The organism is Enterobacter sp. FUJ80071, assembly GCF_038739915.1.
Lineage (GTDB): Bacteria > Pseudomonadota > Gammaproteobacteria > Enterobacterales > Enterobacteriaceae > Enterobacter > Enterobacter kobei.
Genome location: NZ_JBBXKH010000001.1, coordinates 3,617,203 through 3,636,443 on the forward strand (window position 1 = coordinate 3,617,203; position 19,241 = coordinate 3,636,443).

21 protein-coding genes and 1 pseudogene are annotated in these 19,241 nt (G+C 43.2%); 17 read left to right on the forward strand and 5 right to left on the reverse strand.

All coding sequences use genetic code 11. The features are described 5' to 3' along the window. The first annotated feature begins 30 nt into the window (after positions 1–30). The 11 genes from AAER43_RS17520 (at position 31) to AAER43_RS17570 (ending at position 11,209) form a co-directional block, all read left to right on the forward strand. A complete protein-coding gene (locus AAER43_RS17520) occupies positions 31–3,279 on the forward strand; it encodes a type I restriction endonuclease subunit R (protein WP_023337662.1) in 3,249 nt (1,082 codons plus the stop codon). Positions 3,280–3,322: 43 nt separating this feature from the next. Further along, entirely contained in the window at positions 3,323–3,916 is a 594-nt protein-coding gene (gene kwaA / locus AAER43_RS17525) for an anti-phage protein KwaA (protein ID WP_001594372.1), read from the forward strand. A gap of 10 nt (positions 3,917–3,926) precedes the next feature. Further along, a complete protein-coding gene (locus tag AAER43_RS17530) occupies positions 3,927–4,898 on the forward strand; it encodes a Kiwa anti-phage protein KwaB-like domain-containing protein (protein ID WP_016239773.1) in 972 nt (323 codons plus the stop codon). Between the two features lie 498 nt (positions 4,899–5,396). After that, complete coding sequence (locus tag AAER43_RS17535; RefSeq protein ID WP_023337663.1) at positions 5,397–6,383, forward strand: ankyrin repeat domain-containing protein; 987 nt, start codon at positions 5,397–5,399, stop codon at positions 6,381–6,383. A gap of 355 nt (positions 6,384–6,738) precedes the next feature. Beyond that, positions 6,739–7,179 (forward strand): hypothetical protein, encoded by a 441-nt coding sequence (locus tag AAER43_RS17540; RefSeq protein ID WP_023337664.1) that lies wholly within the window; start codon positions 6,739–6,741, stop codon positions 7,177–7,179. A 15-nt stretch (positions 7,180–7,194) separates the two neighbouring features. Then, positions 7,195–8,139 carry an ankyrin repeat domain-containing protein gene (locus tag AAER43_RS17545; RefSeq protein ID WP_049007390.1) on the forward strand — a complete coding sequence of 315 codons (945 nt, stop codon included), beginning with the start codon at positions 7,195–7,197 and terminating at the stop codon, positions 8,137–8,139. A gap of 176 nt (positions 8,140–8,315) precedes the next feature. Then, positions 8,316–8,720, forward strand: a complete 405-nt coding sequence (locus AAER43_RS17550; protein WP_049007389.1) for a hypothetical protein — start codon at positions 8,316–8,318, stop codon at positions 8,718–8,720. Further along, positions 8,717–9,964, forward strand: a complete 1,248-nt coding sequence (locus tag AAER43_RS17555) for a relaxase/mobilization nuclease domain-containing protein (protein ID WP_049121040.1) — start codon at positions 8,717–8,719, stop codon at positions 9,962–9,964. The genes AAER43_RS17550 and AAER43_RS17555 overlap by 4 nt, the downstream gene beginning before the upstream one ends. A 189-nt stretch (positions 9,965–10,153) precedes the next feature. Beyond that, entirely contained in the window at positions 10,154–10,426 is a 273-nt protein-coding gene (locus AAER43_RS17560; protein WP_071978083.1) for a hypothetical protein, read from the forward strand. 49 nt (positions 10,427–10,475) lie between these two features. Further along, positions 10,476–10,862 carry a hypothetical protein gene (locus AAER43_RS17565; RefSeq protein ID WP_057058079.1) on the forward strand — a complete coding sequence of 129 codons (387 nt, stop codon included), beginning with the start codon at positions 10,476–10,478 and terminating at the stop codon, positions 10,860–10,862. Positions 10,863–10,888: 26 nt separating this feature from the next. Then, positions 10,889–11,209 carry a hypothetical protein gene (locus AAER43_RS17570; RefSeq protein WP_057058078.1) on the forward strand — a complete coding sequence of 107 codons (321 nt, stop codon included), beginning with the start codon at positions 10,889–10,891 and terminating at the stop codon, positions 11,207–11,209. A 145-nt stretch (positions 11,210–11,354) separates the two neighbouring features. Here the strand turns inward: AAER43_RS17570 and AAER43_RS17575 are convergent, their stop codons facing one another. After that, positions 11,355–11,780 (reverse strand): hypothetical protein, encoded by a 426-nt coding sequence (locus tag AAER43_RS17575; RefSeq protein ID WP_057058080.1) that lies wholly within the window; start codon positions 11,778–11,780, stop codon positions 11,355–11,357. Between the two features lie 992 nt (positions 11,781–12,772). Between AAER43_RS17575 and AAER43_RS17580 the strand changes: the two genes are divergently transcribed. Both AAER43_RS17580 and AAER43_RS17585 read left to right on the forward strand, forming a co-directional pair. Continuing rightward, positions 12,773–13,336: a helix-turn-helix domain-containing protein gene (locus AAER43_RS17580; RefSeq protein ID WP_000072653.1), complete on the forward strand. Its 564-nt coding sequence runs from the start codon at positions 12,773–12,775 to the stop codon at positions 13,334–13,336. Between the two features lie 69 nt (positions 13,337–13,405). Continuing rightward, entirely contained in the window at positions 13,406–13,711 is a 306-nt protein-coding gene (locus AAER43_RS17585) for a hypothetical protein (RefSeq protein ID WP_057058141.1), read from the forward strand. A gap of 173 nt (positions 13,712–13,884) precedes the next feature. On the opposite strand, the gene AAER43_RS17590 is transcribed toward AAER43_RS17585, so the two are convergent. Then, positions 13,885–14,160, reverse strand: coding sequence for a hypothetical protein (locus AAER43_RS17590; protein ID WP_118909816.1), 276 nt, complete (start codon positions 14,158–14,160; stop codon positions 13,885–13,887). A gap of 204 nt (positions 14,161–14,364) precedes the next feature. After that, positions 14,365–14,529 carry an AlpA family transcriptional regulator gene (locus AAER43_RS17595; RefSeq protein ID WP_342702012.1) on the reverse strand — a complete coding sequence of 55 codons (165 nt, stop codon included), beginning with the start codon at positions 14,527–14,529 and terminating at the stop codon, positions 14,365–14,367. Positions 14,530–14,608: 79 nt separating this feature from the next. Here AAER43_RS17595 and AAER43_RS17600 point away from each other — a divergent pair. From AAER43_RS17600 to nudI, 4 genes and pseudogenes are all read left to right on the forward strand, one after another. Continuing rightward, a protein-coding gene (locus AAER43_RS17600) for an IS3-like element ISSen4 family transposase (protein WP_087451024.1) occupies positions 14,609–15,729 on the forward strand; the annotation gives its coding sequence in 2 pieces (ribosomal slippage) (positions 14,609–14,867 and positions 14,867–15,729; 1,122 coding nt in all). A 30-nt stretch (positions 15,730–15,759) separates the two neighbouring features. Beyond that, a pseudogene (locus AAER43_RS17605) lies at positions 15,760–16,590 on the forward strand (ATP-binding cassette domain-containing protein); the annotation flags it as partial. A 10-nt stretch (positions 16,591–16,600) separates the two neighbouring features. Then, a complete protein-coding gene (locus tag AAER43_RS17610; protein WP_086527819.1) occupies positions 16,601–17,770 on the forward strand; it encodes an HlyD family type I secretion periplasmic adaptor subunit in 1,170 nt (389 codons plus the stop codon). A gap of 282 nt (positions 17,771–18,052) precedes the next feature. Continuing rightward, the gene (gene nudI, locus AAER43_RS17615; RefSeq protein WP_050862839.1) at positions 18,053–18,478 is read left to right on the forward strand and encodes a nucleoside triphosphatase NudI; all 426 of its coding nucleotides are present in this window, start codon (positions 18,053–18,055) and stop codon (positions 18,476–18,478) included. Here the strand turns inward: nudI and AAER43_RS17620 are convergent. Then, complete coding sequence (locus tag AAER43_RS17620; RefSeq protein WP_309487026.1) at positions 18,416–18,646, reverse strand: helix-turn-helix domain-containing protein; 231 nt, start codon at positions 18,644–18,646, stop codon at positions 18,416–18,418. The genes nudI and AAER43_RS17620 overlap by 63 nt on opposite strands. Further along, positions 18,643–19,161, reverse strand: a complete 519-nt coding sequence (locus AAER43_RS17625) for a DUF6622 family protein (RefSeq protein ID WP_050862838.1) — start codon at positions 19,159–19,161, stop codon at positions 18,643–18,645. Before AAER43_RS17625 ends, AAER43_RS17620 begins: the two co-directional genes overlap by 4 nt. Between the last annotated feature and the right edge of the window lie 80 nt (positions 19,162–19,241).

A 19,241-nucleotide genomic window follows, 5' to 3' on the forward strand; every position in this document is an offset into this window, starting at 1 on the left:
TCAGATAAAGCGACAATAAGGACAGTACGCATGGCAAAGATGACCGAATCCGATATTGAAGTAATGGCGATTGAGCACCTGCAAGGGATGGGCTATGAATATGTTTACGGCCCGGACATTGAACCAAGTGGAATCAATACATTACGTAGCTATCAGCAGGTTATCCTTGAAGATAAGGTGCGTACTGCCCTACAACGCCTGAATCCTCACCTCAGTGAACAAAAGTGTGAGGAAGCCTTGAAACAGATGATGCAGATCAGCACACCTGACCTAATGACAAACAATCTGGCCTTTCATCGCCTGTTGACCGAAGGAATCAATATCGAAGTCAGCAAGGATGGTAATACACAAGGAGAGCTGGCCTGCCTGATCGACTTTAACGATCCCACTAATAATGAATTTCTGGTCATTAATCAGCTCACCATCAAAGAAGGCAACCATACCCGCCGACCGGACCTTATTTTATTCATCAACGGTCTACCATTAGTCGTTATCGAACTTAAAAATGCCGCTGACGAAAATGCTACGGTAACAGGTGCCTATAATCAGATTAAAACCTATCAGAACCAAATCCCCGGTCTGTTTAACTACAATGCTTTTAATGTGATATCTGACGGGCTGGAAGCCAAAGCGGGGACGGTTTCTGCCGATTTCAGTCGTTATATGACGTGGAAAACTGCTAACGGTAAAACGCAAGCCACCAGTACCCAACCACAGCTTGAAGTTTTATTACAGGGGTTGCTTAATCCTGTAACGCTGCTGGATATGATCCGCCACTTTATCGTGTTTGAGGCCAGCAAACATGAAGACAGCAAAGGGATTATCAGTATCCGTACTGTTAAAAAAATGGCAGCTTATCACCAGTACTACGCGGTCAATGCAGCAGTTCTTTCCACTATTCGTGCCTCAGCGGTGAATGCGGACTCCCCCTCTGCCGAAGTGGCACTGCGCCAGCAGGGACGTAACAGTAAAGATCTTGTTAATGCGCAAAAAACCGGAGATCGCAAAGCGGGCGTAGTCTGGCATACTCAGGGTTCCGGTAAATCGCTTTCGATGGTGTTTTATACCGGGAAAATTGTGCTGGCGCTGGATAATCCGACAGTTGTTGTGATCACTGACCGTAACGACTTAGATGATCAGCTGTTCGGTACGTTCTCTTCCGCGACACAGCTACTTCGTCAGACACCAAAACAGGCCGACAACCGGGAAGAACTCAAAGAATATTTGCGCGTAGCCTCTGGTGGTGTGGTGTTTACCACTATTCAAAAATTCCAGCCTGATGATGGCAGCAATATCTATGAGTTGTTGTCAGACAGGACCAATATTGTCGTTATCGCTGATGAAGCCCACCGTTCACAATACGGTTTCAGCGCCAAAGAAGTCGACGTGAAAGACAGCGAAGGCAACGTAACAGGTAAACGTACCGTTTATGGCTTTGCCAAATATATGCGTGATGCCTTGCCCAATGCGACCTATCTTGGCTTTACCGGAACCCCCATAGAAAAAACGGACGTAAACACACCTGCGGTTTTTGGTAACTACGTTGATATCTACGATATCTCACAGGCTGTAGAAGACGGTGCAACCGTGCGTATCTTCTATGAAAGCCGTCTTGCCAAAATTGCCATCAGTGACGAAGGTCGCCAGCTAATTGAAGACTTCGACGATGAGTTTAACGAAGACGAGCTGACGCTTACCCAGAAAGAACGGTCTAAATGGGCCAGAATCGAAGGTTTGATTGGCAGTTCAAAACGTATTAAAGCTATTGCGGCGGATATGGTTCAGCACTTTGAACAGCGCTTAAAATCTAATGCCGATCATGGCAAGGGCATGATTGTCACCATGTCCCGTCGTATTGCTGCTGAACTTTATAAAGAAATCATAGAGTTAAAACCTGAATGGCACAGCGATAATCTAAATGATGGCGTGATTAAAGTCGTCATGACCTCTTCTGCTGCTGACGGACCAGAAATCGCTAAACACCACACCACAAAAAAAGAACGTCAGGTTCTGGCTAATCGTATGAAGGATGACGACGACAAGCTGAAACTGGTGATAGTGCGTGATATGTGGTTAACCGGCTTCGACGCTCCCAGCATGCATACGCTGTATATCGACAAACCAATGAAAGGCCACAACCTCATGCAGGCAATTGCCCGTGTGAACCGTGTGTATAAAGATAAGATAGGCGGTCTGGTTGTTGACTATCTGGGCATTGCCTCTGATTTAAAAGAAGCCCTCTCCTTTTACTCTGATGCAGGTGGACGTGGAGATCCTGCTGAGGTTCAGGAAGAAGCTGTAACGCTCATGCAGGAAAAGCTGGAAATCCTGGAAGGCATGATGCATGGCTACGATTACAAAGCTTACTTTGCCGCAACTACTTCACAACGCCTGACAATTATTCTTGAATCAGAAAACCATATTTTAGGGCTGGATAACGGTAAAGGTAAAATGCGTTTCCTGGCTGCGGTTGCAGCCTTGTCGCAGGCATTTGCATTGGCGACACCGCACGATAAAGCAATGGAAGCGGCACCCGAAGTAGCATTCTTCCAGGCCGTAAAAGCCAGACTGAATAAATTTACTGAAAACTCAGCCGGATCAGAAGAAGAACACAATGACAGTCTGGAAGTTCGGGTAAAACAGACTATCGATCAGGCTCTGGTTACCGATAAAGTTGTTGATATTTTTGACGCTGCTGGGATACAAAAGCCAGATATTTCCGTTCTTTCTGAAGAATTCCTTCAGGAAATGAAGGATTACCAACACAAAAATATTGCTTTGGAAACGCTTAAAAAACTGCTTTCTGACGAGATTAAGGTTCGCTCGAATCAAAGTATCACCCAAGGCAAAAAACTGATTGATATGCTGACCTCTGCAATCAATGGCTACCAGAACAAGGTACTGACCGCAGCGGAGGTAATTGATGAGCTAATCAAGCTTGCCAAGACTATCCAGGAATCTGACAGCCTTGCCAGCCAGTTAAACCTCAGCGCTTATGAATATGCCTTCTATTCTGCTGTTGCAGATAACGACAGTGCTCGCGAGTTAATGGAAAAGGAAAAACTACGAGAACTGGCAGTCGTACTTACAGAGGCTATCCGCAACAATGTCAGTCTTGACTGGACAGTGAAAGAAGCAGCAAGAGCAAAAATTCGCGTGGTGGTAAAACGTCTGCTCAAAAAATATGGTTATCCACCCGATATGTCCTTGCTCGCCACAGAGACCATTTTGAAGCAGGCTGAACTTTTAGCTGGAGAATTAGGAAAATTATTCCCCTAGATTATTAACATACAAACTATTTTAAGTTATACAGGAGAAGCTAATGGATAGCAGGCCATATCTTAAAACAGTACTATATATACTATCACTATGGCTTCTATTTTTATCATTATTAATTATGTCCTACGATAAGGTTTTGATAAAAAATGTGTGGGACTATATTTTTACTGAAAACTTTACTTTCTCAATCTCGTCATTGAAAGTGAGAAATATCGTTTTCATAGTTAGTTTGATTTTCATTTTTATTGGTGCAATTATTTTAATAGTCCTTGCAAATAGCTTTGGTTCGGGTTGGTCTGTTGCATGCACTGTCTCGGATATTAGCAATGAAAACCATGAACATTTAGAGTTTTTAACCACTTATATAATGCCCTTAGTTTTCACTGATGTCGATAGTAAGAGAACTGTATTAAATTTAGGGTTGATGATATTTGTAATCGGCGCAATATACGTAAAGACAAACCGGTTTTATTCTAACCCATCACTTGCAATACTCGGATTCAGAATATACAAAGCTAATGTTCATGACCGTGGAGTGAAAAAATGCACAGTAATCTGCCGCAGTGTTCTAAAGAGTACAGATAATATAAAGTATATAAAAATCGACGATGAAACTTATTTGGCTAAAATAGTGTAGAGGTCATGACATGTTCACTAACATTGAAAATATTTTAAAATCGAAACGCATCTCTGGTGAAGCTTTTTTTGTTGCTGATGTTCAAGGTACGATAGATATATTTAAGGTTAACCTTGAACCTGATGCTGAAAAAGATCTGACCACTTCATTTTCTAAAAGCTTAATCAATAATATTATTGAACCTAACAGAGGTAAAGTGGCAGTTCCACTTGTATCCACTTTATTAGAAAGAGATAAGCAAGTTTTCGAATATGATCACTTAACAATTAATCACCTCCCAATTGAATTTACTAAAATGAACAACGTGCTAAATTTCGGTGTCAATGGGAATGCAACACAGTTTGATTTTGCAACACAAAGCCTCACATCGGTAAAAGCCGTAATTTACCACCTTTGTGATGGTAATGGAAACAGCGTAGTCATTTACCAACATAAATATCCTGTTTCTCTACATAAGAAAACAAAAAAATCTTTCTTGAGTCTAAATGGCAGAACCTTAGATAAGATCACTCATGACAGTATTGATATAAATGACACTATTGACTTCTTCTTTTTTCAGAATAAGTACTATGCGCTAAACATTAAGCTTCTTGAAAGAATGTATGGATTAGAAAGTGTAATAGATAATCTTGCAAATAACTCAACGCCATTAATAATAAACCTTGGAATTGTTAATACACAAGGTATGCCAGTGCCACTAGATATTTTCAAGGATATGTATAAAGACAGAGCATTTATGCGTAGACTTGCTATGGTTTCAAAAGGGAACTTAGTAAAAACGGGAGTTTCAGTCCCTCAAATACAACAAGTTATGCAAAAATTCCCTGTATTTCAACGGAATATTGATCTAACAGGAGGATTAATAAACCTTAATACTAAAGATCAAAAGAGATATTTTATCCGACTTCTAAATAATGAAGCATCTTTTGCAGCACTTGATAACTCGCCCTTCCTGGCTGTTGAAAAAGACTCCGCTGCATAAATTTTAAATGAGCATCCTCAAGCCGAATAACTTAAAGGATGCTCTTCCAATTTTAATAAGCATTATCAACAGCAAAAAACCTCATAAAAAACACTACTCATTTAATTTCCAATATCAATAAGAACACGAATAATCACCATTATATTACTTGATCTTTTATATATCCTATAGCATAACTTTCCAAAGTATTAATATCTTAGCCTCTAATTATGTTCTTTATGCAGGTCAGCTCCCATCTGCAATATTCTTCCATACATTTAAAATATCTTTTTACTTACTTAAATAATCCAAACACAAACCAAAACATAGATAAATAATCTTATAAAAATAATTAATCCACATCACATAGGATAACCTTATCGGCCCATGTTCCATTAAGCTAAGAATAACCTCAAACAAACCAAATTAGATACATCCTTAATAAAACAAAAATAAATTTGAATACCGTAAAATCTGGTGTTATTAATATCTTGAAAACAACAGAAAGGAGATAAAAAAATGAAACCAAACGAAAGTAATAAAAATAACCTCTTCCGTGTAAAGTCAAAAAATGGTGTCCTTCGTTGCCTTAAGGCTGGCGTGGATATAAATATCTGTAATGACAAAGGTCAAACTGCTCTTTTTACCTGTAATGTACCCGAAGCTATACAGGCAATGATTGACGCTGACATTGACATTCACCACTTAGACAATGACGGAAACAATGCATTGTTTTATGCTCAAAATATAGAGACGGTGGAACTTCTTGTCAGCAATGGAATTAATGTAAACCACAGAAACAAGTCAGGCACCCTTGCCATACAGCATATTAATGTTTCACCTGGGTTAATAAAATATCTTATCAAAGCAGGACTAGATATCCATGCCAAAGATAGCTATGGCAATTCCTTTCTTTTCATTCCATTTGAAGGATATGTGTACGATGCACTAATTGAGGCTGGTTGCGACATTAATCATAAAAATATAAGTGGACAGACAGCATTCGATCACTGGCAGTCAGAAAATAATAGCATAGCTGGTAAATATACGCACTGGGAATCTAAAAATGATAACTACATGCGCTTCCTTATCCGTAATATTCACCTTACAAACAGTTCAAAAATTGTATTCAAGAACATTACATTTAAATCAATTGAGCTGTTGTCATTGCTTATAAAACAAAAAAATGAATTTGAGATAAGTGATAAATGTATCATAACACCAACAAATGCCGACGCTAAAAAATTAATTTTACAACTAAAGAAGCTGACAGACATTAGTCATGTTTGGTTTTACATAAGCAGTACATATCTACTGACGCACTATGCAGGAAGACTGCTAATTAAATGGTTAATACGTAATGATATAAAAGTTGATATAGAATCGCTAAAAGAACGCTACTTCTATGAAGAAATCCTCCAGGAAAAATCACAGAGAGAGCAAAAGGTTTTACGAACAACGCTTCAACCAGTTACCTATAAAGCAATTACAAAAAAAAGATTATGAATTGAATCTGCCTGAACACTCTCCCCTTGGCTTTAACCTTTAGTTAGATAGCCAAGGGGCGCTAACATCATTAATTTAATACAAAGCCCCACACTGCACCTTAGCACTTTGATAAATTTATTTTTTAAAACACCCTCATCGCCAATTCATACAATATCAATCACTACTCTCAAACCAAATCAATCAAATAAAACACAGCACTTTTTGATAAAATAATATAACAATGAAAAACAACACCTTATATGAAATATAATAAAAATATAACTATTTAATTAAATAAATATAAAAATATATTTGCATTTTGTTTATTTAATAATATATATTTCCTTTGTTAATTAAATAAAGGAGAACTAAAATGAATAAAACAAACTATCCAAGCCTGACTAACTATCTCGCCAAAACAAAAAAGAACGCAGATCTTTATAGATTATATAATCCACAATTTTCACTTTTCTGCAAAAGTGACACTCAGGAGCAAAGATTTTATTTCGATTATTTCTCAAGACATATGGTCTCGAAGAGAAATATTTTAACCGTATTCTCTATCTATACATTCACCTCTTATAACATGAACAAAAAAGAGACAATAAAAAATTTCATTCGATTTCTCAAAACGACGAATGAAAGTACATTCCATAATGCTTTTTCATTTCGCGGTGGTAACATTTTGTATGTAAGCAACAAAAACATGTTGAAAGAGATCTCATGGTTTTCACTCGCTCGAATTTACGAAGACATTAAAAAAATAAAGGAATATAAAACCAACCATGACAACTATATCAGATTAGTCGCTTAACAGAGGAGAAAAATTATGAATAACAACGCAATAAATGCATTACTCTCTTGTAAAACTCCCAAAGACATTCAGGCTTGCATTAATGCAGGCTCCGATATTAATACACTGGATTCGTTTGGAAGAAATATACTGTTTTACTGTAAAAACCCAAGAATGATTGACACTCTGGTTAAAGCAGGAATAGATTTTAACCATGCTGACAACTATGGTCACAATGTTTTGTTTAACCAGCGAAATCCTCACATACTGAAAAAATTGATTGATTCCGGCGTAGATATACACCACAAAAATGGTCTCGGCCAAACCTGTTTATGCTCGTTAGCTGATAATATATCCTGTTGCAAAACCCTGATCAATGCTGGAATTAATGTCAACAATGTGGATAAATGCGGAAGAACAATACTTTTTTACGTAAAAAATCACTCTATCTTTGATTTGATGGTACAGGCCGGTTGCGATATAAACCATAGAGATAACCAGGGTCACGGTTTTTTTGAAATTTGCTATTCATTAGGCGATTTCAAAGCCAAAATGCTCATTCGTCATATTAGTATGAAGGATAGCAGTCCAGTAATTTTCAACTACCTCAACAGCGAAAGTCTGCAGATAATGGATTTGCTTCAGAAGAAAAACCTTAACTTTACTATCTCTGATAACTGCCAGGTTTATCTAAGTGCCAATGAAAATGAAATGAGCTCTTTCTTCAGTGAACTAAAGAAGAAGACAGATATCAGCAACACACATTTTCGCCATATTGTACTGCGAGGTTATGATTTACGCGGGGACATTGAAACCATTAAATGGTTTATCCGCAATGACATCAAAATAGATAAAAAACAACTGGAACAGCATATTCGACATGATGAGATTTGTAAATATATAGCAGAACATGAGAGAAAGAAACTTAGCGAAATTATGAAACAAACAATCTCTTTAATGCCAGTAAAACGTAGATTGTAACCTCCGCCCCTCCTCACTGTCATAATGAATTTAATATGAACCCTATTTTTACCCAGAGCAGATTACCTAATTAGCAATCTGCTCCACCTCTCTTATTTATAAATTTCGACACTGCCTTGACTTATTTTACCAATGCGCTAACTGTAGATCATGAACACATTTTAAAAAGGTTAGATATGCATAAAAACGAAAGTAAAGAAGATCTATCAAGAAGCTCAAGAAGAGGTAAATTCCATACAGCAAAATATTCACCTAATGAAGTTCGAAATCACTGCGTCAGCGTTCGGTTAAACGAAGAAGAATTATCTATTCTCGATAGTAAAAGAGGCCCTTATAAAAAAGGGGAATGGCTAAGAATGGCATCCCTCAACAAACTCCCACCGGTATTACCTGAAATCAATCGTGAAGCATGGATTAAACTCGGCTACCTTTCACAGGATTTAAACCGCCTGCTGAATCATCTCGACAGCAAAAGCCCTGACAGCGAACTGACCCGTACAGAACTCTTCGCCCTGCGCAGACAAATCAAAACTCTCAGGGATCACCTTATTCCATCAACCTTTCTGGAGCAAGACCAGTGAAAGGCATGCAGAAAATAAAGCGGGGTAAACAGTTTGCAGGTGTGGTTCTCTATAGCCTTAAGTCAGGATCTCACCACAAAATCACGCCTTATATTATCGGTGGCAACATGACGGGAAGCACTGCTGCTGAACTTATCAGTGAATTTGAAGGCACAAGACTACTGCGCCCCGGTGTCGCCAAACCTGTCTGGCATAATTCGCTTCGCCTGCCAAAGGGAGAAACACTGTCAGTCAGACAATGGGCGGCATTCGCTGACGATTATATGACCCGGATGGGATTCACTGAAACCCATCTTCGCTGCTATATCATGCACGATGATTCGGACGGGCAGCATATCCATATAATAGCTAACAGAATTAACATGGTCGGTGGGAAGCTGTACCTTGGGAAAAATGAAAATCTTATCAGTACCCGGATTATCAGCGAGCTGGAGAAAGTCCACAAACTCACTCAAACCACATCTGCAATCAGTAGTCATAGTCAGGAGAAAAGAAAGCCTTCCCGCAACGAGCTGATGATGGCTGAAAGAACGACAACTCCCTGCCCCAGGTTCACTCTGCAGAGCCTGATTGATAATGCGTTAACCGGCCGCCCTGATTTGCTGACTTTTATCGCTATGCTGGAAAAGGTAGACGTCAGCTGCAAACCCAATATCGCCTCAACGGGAAAAATGAACGGCTTTTCATTTCAGTACCAAGGTATTGCCTTTAAAGCCTCTCAATTGGGTAAAAAATATGGCTGGTCTTCCCTGCAAACATTGATTGATTTCGTACCGGAACATCTGACTTTACTGAAACAAGCACAAAAGCCAACAGTACCTGCACCTGTGCCATTAACAGTGCCAATGCCAGTGCCAATGCCAATGCCAATGCCAATGCCAATGCCATCATGCGAGTCTGAAGAACAGGCTGCAAACCGGGAAACGATTCTGGAGAAAATCCATCAGCTTGAAGAAAAAATTCGTCTGGAAAGACAACAGGAGACAGTGGGTATCATTCAGCTCAGGAGCAAACTGTACAATACAACCGGCCAGATACCCCTCCAGCGTCGCCTGAAGGTGTGGCTTTTATTACTCAACCAAATTGTTGTACTTCTAAAGCCCAGGGGACTGTCACTGCTGCATGCCACAACACATCCTTTCCGCAAGATTCTTCATCTGCACCTGTTAGCACCCGTTCCTTTCACAGCCACTCATTCTCCTCAGGAACAATCAGTTAGGAATAACCAGCACCACACACCATAAGGTGTGATAGTCCATAACAAAATGATTGTCAATAAATATTTGATCGTTTGTATAGATCGATAATGCAGTTATGATAGTCATAACCTATCATGAGGTAATCATCGATCGGTACAAGCAATTTTACTAAAGCGGGTCATTCATCGAAAATGTTCAAAAATACATCATCTTAAATCAGTCCTTGGAGTCACGATGGATAATAAAATGATTAGCTGCCCCTTCTGCTTTACACAAAGCCCACATGGTGTGCGGGTTTGCAAAGGCTGTCATGCAAAAGTGGCCTATGGTGAAAGCCCGCTCAGTGTGGCATTCTTGTTTCAATTCGTGGCATTAGCTATCGCCTGGTTAGTATTTTCATTAACCGGCAGCACTCCTGTCTCAGTCATTACGTTTTTTGCCAGCGTCATTATTCTTATCTGCATTATTAAAAAGAAATATGCAGACAGAGTTGTTTTTATACGGTGATATTAATTTTACACCACCGCAAACATAAAAAATTAATATGAGATAACTTATGAACAGATTCATGATTTCTGTGTTTTTTATTTCTTCTTTCCTTATTTCTGGTTGTTCAACATCAGGCAATCAGCAACTGAAAAAAGAAACATCACAAAGTCTGCAGTCTAAAATCATCAAGAATAAAACAACGAAATCAGAAATCATTACCGCATTAGGTGAGCCCGAAACCAGAACCACACTTGATAGTGGCAATGAAGAATGGACTTATTCCATGGATAACAATCAGTTTGATGCCACCACATTCATTCCCATGATTGGGCTGCTGACAGGGGGTTCACAGACGCAGGCCAAAACGCTGGAAATCGAATTTAAAGGCGAAACGGTCAGCAAGTGGACGTTCTCTGAAAACAGCAGCAAGATGAAAACCGGTCTTATTCAATAACGTACTCTACAGTCTGGGATTATTTTATGAAAACATATGCATTTACCACACTCATCGCGTCCATTTTTTTGCTGAGCGGTTGTACCGGTGAACCGTCTGAGCAGGATATTTACACTGCGATGAATAAGGTAGTGGAGCAGACGAATGCCATCGTTAAATCCATAGCAGGTAAAGATGTCCCGAAAGACGCACTGCGCGAATTAAAATCAGTCAAAAAGCATGACTGCGTAGAAGTCTCTGATAAAAGCTATAAATGCAATGTGACGGCTATTGTCGATAACGAAAAGCGTACTGCTGCTGTAACCCTTGTCAAAACGGATGATGGCTGGCAGGTCGTTGATAAGTAAACCCACCTTAAAGCCATCACGACAGGCGGGACGCCAACTGGGTGGCTCCTGCCTTTTTAATACTCGATTATGACCTGCCGGAAACGCCAGCTCCATTTCTCTCCACCATTCAGCATCCCATTCCTTGTACACGCTGCTGCCGCTATCAAAGTCTTTTCCTGATCACTGAGACTGGCGGAGTATAAGCCAGAGAGCCTGCAATGCGTTTCTTTTCATACTGAGCCAGCAAATCAGCATAAATATGCTCTGCTTCGTCCAGATTGCCTGAAATATAATTCACGAGCGAATTCAGGCAATGCAGTAATGTATCACTGTTTGCGAGTTGCCTGAGCAGAGGGGCCTTCAGGGTAGAAACGACACCCATAAACATCTGCATGATATTATCAACGTGATAACACGAATTGCGATATTGCGCCCGTGAATAAAAATACTTCAGATGGTATCCAGCGAAAAGCACATAAAGTTTTCTGTAAAAATTATTGTTATTAACACTGTCGCGATGGTGTGTTATATATTTATCAACAACAAATATAAACTTTTCTTCCTGAGATGAAACACAAATATTACTCATAACCCTCTCCTTTTTTGTTTTTATAATTAAGTACTATCAGCTTTAAAATTTAAATCAATACAAAATTGAAAATATTTTATTTTAAAATGACAACTATTTATTCTTATAATACTGGAAACAGCTTTCGCTGTAGCAATGTTGAGTCCGATCGATTGCATTACCACTTCCTTTTTTCAAAAGCCAGGTAGTTTCCAGATTTCAGATAAAACCCCTTCAGGAATTTTTTTGAGAGAGTGCTACGCACTGGCTCACGCCCCCGACGACAGATATATGTTAATTATTTTTACCCGTCAGATGAAAACCCAACGTTTAATCTCCCTTGCAGCGCCGCTGAGTGCCCTCAGCACTCACACGCTGAAGCAAAAAGGATTTTTCCGAAGGGGTTCCGGCGTGAGCCGTATTAAGTTAACGGGTAAATCATGTAGTCGGGTCCACTCTTTCGCTAAACTCAGCAGTCTGAATCTCTGCGCGAAGCGTATTTGTGCTGAGAGCTAAACCCAACTGTCTGAACTCCTGCGCGAAGCGTATTTCTACTGACAGTTAAACACTATAGCAATGTTCTGAAGCCCAGTGGCGCAACACACAGGTGCGCGGGCTTCACTTAAGGAATAATATTACGAAGGAAAATCAGCAATAGCAGTGTTTATCAAACTGTGTACAATGGAATTTTGTGTCAGTCTAAAGCTAAATTTCGGTTTCTTGTTTCTTTATCACTCTTTTATCTTGCAAATACAAAAAGAAAATTAATAAATCACATCAACAAGTTAAGATAGAATATTGGTTGTATCTTTCAGAACCAAAAATTATTAATAACATAACAGGTGATGGTGAAATTTAGCACCCTTCGTAATAACTCTGACAACCCTTAATATTTCACTAAAAAATAATCACAGAGCAATAAATATAATATTTTTAAATTTTATTACTAATAATATTGACAAACAAATTTAATATGCCATATCTGTTATCACAATAATAAAAAAGGAGCCATTATGTCAAACACAAGTGTTATGTTAACTAAAGAACAAAAAGCAATTATTGCAGAAGCATTAGATGTTATGCCCGAAGATCTGGAAGAAATAAAAGTTAAAGCAAGTGCCTGTAAAAAGACATCCTTTCGTGACGATTTTTCGATGGTCTTTAAAGATAATACGGCCACGCTCGCCAGAATGGATCTGACACCAACGGCATTCAGAATTGTTATTTATCTCTTCTCAGTCATTGATTATGGAAATATTATCCCTGACTTTTCACAGTCACGTACCGCCAGAGAGTTAGGACTGAATAAATCGAATGTTTCACGTGCATTCAGGGAATTATTTGAGAGGAAAATACTGATCCGTAATGCTGAAGATGGTCAGGTTTACCTGAATTCTAATTTATGCGTAAAAGGTATTCCTCATCGTTTCAATGAAGATCTGATGGATAAATTCAGTAAATCCAGACTTGAGACTGAAGATTTTGCCACTTCATTCAACTTTTATCGCGCAGGGCGCAAAACAAAGCCTGTAAAAAAATCCAGAAACAGATATCCAACTGACGGCATTCCCTTTTAAAAGACATAACAGCGCGGTGATTTTACGCCCCACACCAGCGAAAAACTTAACAAAATAAAGGATATCTTTATGAAGCAAAGACTCCCTGCTTACCTTTACCAGAATAAATTATCAGATGAACAACGCAATCTGAACAATACTGCTCACAATGTGTTTTGGCTTCTCACATTAATCGCTTCATACACACCAGATAAAAACACTGTTTACCTGAACTTTCACCGTGCAACATCCATCGCACAACAGGAAGATATACATATTACGCCAGCCCGATTTTATCGGGCCATCGATGAACTGATTGATACGAATGTTATTATACCTACTGAGTTTAAATACCAGTATCGTTTAAACCCTGTATTTTTCAGTTATCTTAAATAAAACAAAGGGCAGAGAATGAAAGTTTAGGATATTCCTATCCTGCAATGCTTACTATAGCAAAACCACATGACCGCTATCAAAAGCACATAATTTTTATATATCATTACCAGTAGGATTAAAATAAGAAGGTACAGACTTGTGCTGTCTGTACCCATGATAATTTATTACAGACCTTACACCTTTTTACCTGTGTTATTCTTTCTGATAATATTTTTTTCATTGACAAGGTGCTCAATACACATTCGTGCTTCATCATTAATGGTAACATCTGTAGCACCTTCGACCAGTATAGAACACAACAAATAAAGAAGGACGTGCTCAAACTCTATCTCTTCGACTGGATCTACATAATTACGATAGGTTTCAATAGCCTCATACAAGCTATCCGGTGAAGTCACAAATGCACATACAAAATCTTTATCTTCAGGTACTCTGATTGAATTATTCATTTTAAATCTCCTGTACTTATTAATTTATAATGTCACAGTAAAAATGCCATCATAATTCCCAGTAATGACTATTGTTATTACTTCTTAATACCAAAGCCTAACCTAATACTACTTATAAAATATCAGGCGGCCCTCGACTCATTGTTGAATAGCACCATTTATTTTTACACACCAAATTTAATACACTCATCATTAGCCCCGTAATCAGGCTGCATTTTTACGTGAACGTTCAATTGCAGATGCGATCCATTCATCAACTTCGCTTTCGACAAATGCAATTGCACGCGAACCAATTTTTATTGGTTGTGGAAATAAACCTTCGTTGATTAGACGATAAATCCAGGCCTTGCCATAGCCGGTTCTGTTCATAACTTCTGTGACCTGCTCCCCGTTGATTAGTACACCCCGATGTTAGTAATGTCTTCATAAGCCACATGAGGACATCCCCATGAAGAAGCGTTTTTCCGACGAACAGATCATCAGTATTCTCCGCGAAGCCGAAGCTGGGGTACCCGCCCGTGAACTCTGCCGCAAGCATGCCATTTCCGATGCCACGTTTTACACCTGGCGTAAGAAGTATGGCGGTATGGAGGTGCCTGAAGTTAAGCGCCTGAAGTCGCTTGAGGAAGAGAACGCCAGACTCAAGAAGCTGCTTGCCGAAGCCATGCTGGATAAAGAGGCGCTTCAGGTGGCTCTGGGGCGAAAGTACTGACGACAGACCAGAAGCGGGAAGCCGTGATGTTGATGTGTGATGCGACCGGTCTGTCGCAACGTCGTGCCTGCAGGCTTACAGGTTTATCCCTGTCGACTTGCCGCTATGAGGCTCACCGTCCGGCTGCTGATGCGCATTTATCAGGGCGCATCACTGAGCTGGCACTGGAGCGCAGGCGTTTTGGCTACCGTCGTATTTGGCAGTTGCTGCGCCGTGAAGGGCTTCATGTTAATCATAAGCGCGTGTACCGGCTTTATCACCTCAGTGGCCTGGGCGTAAAACGCAGAAGACGTCGTAAAGGGCTGGCAACAGAACGTCTGCCGCTGCTCCGTCCGGCGGCGCCCAATCTGACCTGGTCGATGGATTTCGTCATGGACGCACTTTCCACCGGTCGCAGGATCAAGTGTCTTACCTGCGTCGATGATTTCACAAAGGAATGCCTGACGGTCACTGTTGCCTTTGGGATTTCAGGCGTTCAGGTCACGCGTATTCTGGACAGCATTGCACTGTTTCGAGGCTATCCGGCGACGATAAGAACTGACCAGGGGCCGGAGTTCACTTGCCGTGCACTGGATCAATGGGCCTTTGAGCATGGTGTTGAGTTGCGCTTAATCCAGCCGGGCAAGCCAACGCAGAACGGATTTATTGAGAGCTTTAACGGACGATTTCGCGATGAATGTTTGAATGAGCACTGGTTCAGCGATATCGTTCATGCCAGGAAAATTATTAATGACTGGCGGCAGGATTATAACGAATGCCGCCCGCACTCCACGCTGAATTATCAGACACCGTCTGAATTTGCAGCGGGCTGGAGAAAGGGTCATTCTGAGAATGAAGATTCCGACGTTACTAACTGAGTGTTGTATCTAATCGTGGGGGCAGGTCAGCTGGACAGCATTATGCAGTTGCCGACCGAGAACCAGCGCGAAGAGACGCCGATCCGCCAGGACGTCCTGCGCGGACACTATCTTTTCGAACAGGCGCAATTTCGCTATCAACCGGACGATCCGCGCATGGCGCTACGCATTAACCGTCTGGAAATCAAGCCGGGCGAGAAAGTGGCGATCCTCGGACGTAACGGCGCGGGCAAGTCGACACTGCTACAGGCCATGGCGGGCGGAATGGATCTGGCGGCGGGCGAATTGCGGCTTGATAACCTCAGCCTGCCACATCTCGACGTGGCGGACGTGCGGCGCAACGTCGGCTTTATGACCCAGAACGCGCGGCTGTTTTACGGCACCCTGCGCGAGAACATCACCCTTGGCATGCCACGCGCCACCGACGAAGAAATTTTCGAGGCGCTGGAGTTGACCGGCGCAGCGGGCTTTGTGCAGAAACTGCCCAAAGGGCTGGACTACCCGATCATGGAAAACGGCGTGGGGCTTTCCGGCGGGCAGCGGCAGTCCATTCTGCTGGCGAGGATGCTACTGCGCGATCCGAATATCGTGCTGATGGATGAACCGACCGCGTCGCTGGATGAGCACACTGAACGGGAGTTTATCCAGCGTCTGGGCGACTGGCTCGGCAACCGTACCTTGATTGTCGCCACCCACCGCGTGCCGGTGCTGGAGCTGGTGGAGCGCGTGGTCGTACTGAAAGAAGGGATGCTGGTGATGGACGCGCCAAAAGCGCAGGCGCTTAACAACAGCCGCATTCAGCAACAGCAGCAGCAGGCAGCAACCGGACGGGAGTGGAAAAATGAAAATCAGTCAGCGTGACGTTGCCGCAATGGACGATCTGGATAACGCGCTTGAATCCGAAAGTGGCTACACCGGCGCACGTCGAATCGTCATCTTCTCGTTGCTGATGTTTGTGGCCCTGGGCGTCTGGGCATGGTTTGGCGTGCTGGATGAGGTCTCAACCGGCTCGGGGAAAGTGATCCCCAGCTCGCGCGAACAGGTATTACAGTCGCTCGACGGCGGGATCCTCACCGAGCTGAACGTTCATGAGGGCGATCAGGTGCAGGCCGGACAGGTGCTGGCGCGACTTGATCCGACGCGTTCCGAATCGAACGTCGGTGAAAGTGCAGCGCGCTACCGCGCGTCACTGGCTTCCAGCGCACGTTTGAATGCCGAGGTGAACGATCTCCCGCTAACCTTCCCGCCTTCGCTGGCAAAATGGCCGGATCTGATTGCCGCCGAAACGCGACTCTACAACTCCCGCCGTGCGCAGCTGGATGATACCCAACGGGAGCTGCGCGCCGCGTTAGATCTCGCCAATAAAGAGCTGGCGATCACCCAAAGGCTGGTTAAAACCGGGGCCGCCAGCCATGTGGAGGTGCTGCGCCTGCAGCGACAGAAAAGTGACCTGGAGCTGAAGCTCACCGACGTGCGCTCGCAGTATTACGTTCAGGCGCGCGAAGCGTTATCCAAGGCTAACGCGGAAGTGGATATGGTTTCCGCGGTCCTTAAAGGCCGCCAGGATTCCGTCACCCGCCTGACGGTAAAATCCCCGGTACGCGGGATCGTGAAAAACATCAAAGTCACCACCATCGGCGGCGTGATCCCGCCTAACGGCGAGCTGATGGAGATTGTGCCGGTGGACGATCACCTGCTGATTGAAACCCGCCTCTCGCCGCGCGATATCGCCTTTATCCACCCGAACCAGGAGGCGCTGGTCAAAATCACCGCCTACGATTACGCCATCTACGGCGGTCTGCATGGGGTGGTAGAGACCATTTCACCGGACACCATCCAGGACGAAGCCAAGCCGGAAGTGTTCTATTACAGGGTGTTTATCCGCACCAGCCAGGATTACCTGGTCAATAAAGCGGGCAGGCACTTCTCGATTGTACCGGGCATGATTGCGACAGTGGACATCAAGACCGGCGAGAAAACGGTGCTGGATTATCTGATTAAGCCGTTTAACCGGGCGAAAGAGGCGCTGCGGGAGCGGTAGTCAATCGCCTTACCAGTCCTACACACTAAAGCTAAGGGGGAATGCGGTTTTCTCCCTCTCCCTGTGGGAGAGGGTTGGGGTGAGGGCGTCAGACCGCAACACAGAAAAAATTCACCGCCGATAGGGCGTTAAAACGGGCGAAAGCATTCGATATCAGCGCTGAATTCTGGCTGAATCTGCAACAAAATGTGGAAAACCGAGGGATGAGAATCCCCCCCCCTAACATAACCTCCCCCGCCTTATCTGCTAAAGTAGCCCAAATTCATTTTTCAGGAAGAAATCATGCACCAACGAACCATTGTCTGCCCCATCATCCAGAACGACGGTGCCTATCTGCTGTGTAAAATGGCCGACGATCGCGGCGTGTTTCCCGGTCAATGGGCCCTCTCCGGCGGCGGAATGGAACCGGGCGAAACCATGGAACAGGCGTTGCGCCGTGAGATCCGCGAAGAGCTGGGCGAAGCGCTGGAGATCGTCTCGGTCACGCCATGGGCTTTTCGCGATGACATCAGGGTAAAAACCTACGCCGATGGCACCACCGAGGAGATTTATATGATCTATCTGATCTTCGACTGCATGAGCGCCAACCGGGACGTCACGTTTAATGAGGAGTTTCAGGAGATCGCCTGGGTTAATCCGGAATCGTTAAAAGATCTGGATCTCAACGAAGCTACCCGCATGACCTTCGCGCAAAAGGGTCTTCTTTAATCGCCCACTGCCCCGGCGTTTACCGGTCCATGTTCTGAAAACCTCAATGAATGCGCTGACGCTGCTGTAGCCGCAGGACAGCGCAATCCACCCTACCGGCTTCCCCGCCGCCAGCCACTCCATTGCCCGCATAACGCGAGCCAGCTGCCGCCAGTTAACGAAGTTCATTCCGCCCGGCGAAGTGCGGTACGATTATACACCCCAACATACCGCGCAAATTTCCCAATAAATACGCCGGCAAACACGCCCCCGGAGACGATCGCCAGCGCGCTCATGGCGGGTTGTTGCATCGTCTGAGGCGAAACCGCGCTCATCACCCCCAGCACATACTTCACGCCAAACGCCAGCATCATAAACGGCAGCGCGGTGTAGTCTGCCTGGCGGTAAAGCGTACGCGGCGCATCTGCCCGGGTGATAACCGCCCGCTTAATCAGGAGATACCCCAGCGCGGCACCGGCGAAGATCCCCCCCGTCCACAATGCGACAGTCGCAGGGGTCAACGTGCGATAGAGCACCAGATCGTAAATATCCCACACCAGAAAGATCGCCGGGATAATGGCAAGCCTCTCCAGCGTAACGGTGGCGGGCCTGCGGGCTTTGATACCACGGGAGATGAGGAAGATAAACAACACCCACACCCAGGCGGGCGTGTGCGTAACAACACCGATCAGAAATTCAAACATGGAACTCACCATGAACGATCGCGGCCCGTGCCGCCCTGAACGCGTATTGCGCATAACGGCAGGAATGCCATTATGCGCAG

Coding starts and splice junctions, on each gene's coding strand:
- AAER43_RS17585 (WP_057058141.1), top strand. CDS start 13,406: ATGAAGCAAAGACTCCCTGCTTACCTTTACCAGAATAAATTATCAGAT.
- AAER43_RS17545 (WP_049007390.1), top strand. CDS start 7,195: ATGAATAACAACGCAATAAATGCATTACTCTCTTGTAAAACTCCCAAA.
- AAER43_RS17580 (WP_000072653.1), top strand. CDS start 12,773: ATGTCAAACACAAGTGTTATGTTAACTAAAGAACAAAAAGCAATTATT.
- AAER43_RS17595 (WP_342702012.1), bottom strand. CDS start 14,529: ATGAACAGAACCGGCTATGGCAAGGCCTGGATTTATCGTCTAATCAAC.
- AAER43_RS17540 (WP_023337664.1), top strand. CDS start 6,739: ATGAATAAAACAAACTATCCAAGCCTGACTAACTATCTCGCCAAAACA.
- AAER43_RS17550 (WP_049007389.1), top strand. CDS start 8,316: ATGCATAAAAACGAAAGTAAAGAAGATCTATCAAGAAGCTCAAGAAGA.
- AAER43_RS17610 (WP_086527819.1), top strand. CDS start 16,601: ATGGACGATCTGGATAACGCGCTTGAATCCGAAAGTGGCTACACCGGC.
- AAER43_RS17620 (WP_309487026.1), bottom strand. CDS start 18,646: ATGAACTTCGTTAACTGGCGGCAGCTGGCTCGCGTTATGCGGGCAATG.
- AAER43_RS17535 (WP_023337663.1), top strand. CDS start 5,397: ATGAAACCAAACGAAAGTAATAAAAATAACCTCTTCCGTGTAAAGTCA.
- AAER43_RS17625 (WP_050862838.1), bottom strand. CDS start 19,161: ATGTTTGAATTTCTGATCGGTGTTGTTACGCACACGCCCGCCTGGGTG.
- AAER43_RS17570 (WP_057058078.1), top strand. CDS start 10,889: ATGAAAACATATGCATTTACCACACTCATCGCGTCCATTTTTTTGCTG.
- AAER43_RS17560 (WP_071978083.1), top strand. CDS start 10,154: ATGGATAATAAAATGATTAGCTGCCCCTTCTGCTTTACACAAAGCCCA.
- kwaA (WP_001594372.1), top strand. CDS start 3,323: ATGGATAGCAGGCCATATCTTAAAACAGTACTATATATACTATCACTA.
- AAER43_RS17530 (WP_016239773.1), top strand. CDS start 3,927: ATGTTCACTAACATTGAAAATATTTTAAAATCGAAACGCATCTCTGGT.
- AAER43_RS17575 (WP_057058080.1), bottom strand. CDS start 11,780: ATGAGTAATATTTGTGTTTCATCTCAGGAAGAAAAGTTTATATTTGTT.
- nudI (WP_050862839.1), top strand. CDS start 18,053: ATGCACCAACGAACCATTGTCTGCCCCATCATCCAGAACGACGGTGCC.
- AAER43_RS17565 (WP_057058079.1), top strand. CDS start 10,476: ATGAACAGATTCATGATTTCTGTGTTTTTTATTTCTTCTTTCCTTATT.
- AAER43_RS17590 (WP_118909816.1), bottom strand. CDS start 14,160: ATGAATAATTCAATCAGAGTACCTGAAGATAAAGATTTTGTATGTGCA.
- AAER43_RS17520 (WP_023337662.1), top strand. CDS start 31: ATGGCAAAGATGACCGAATCCGATATTGAAGTAATGGCGATTGAGCAC.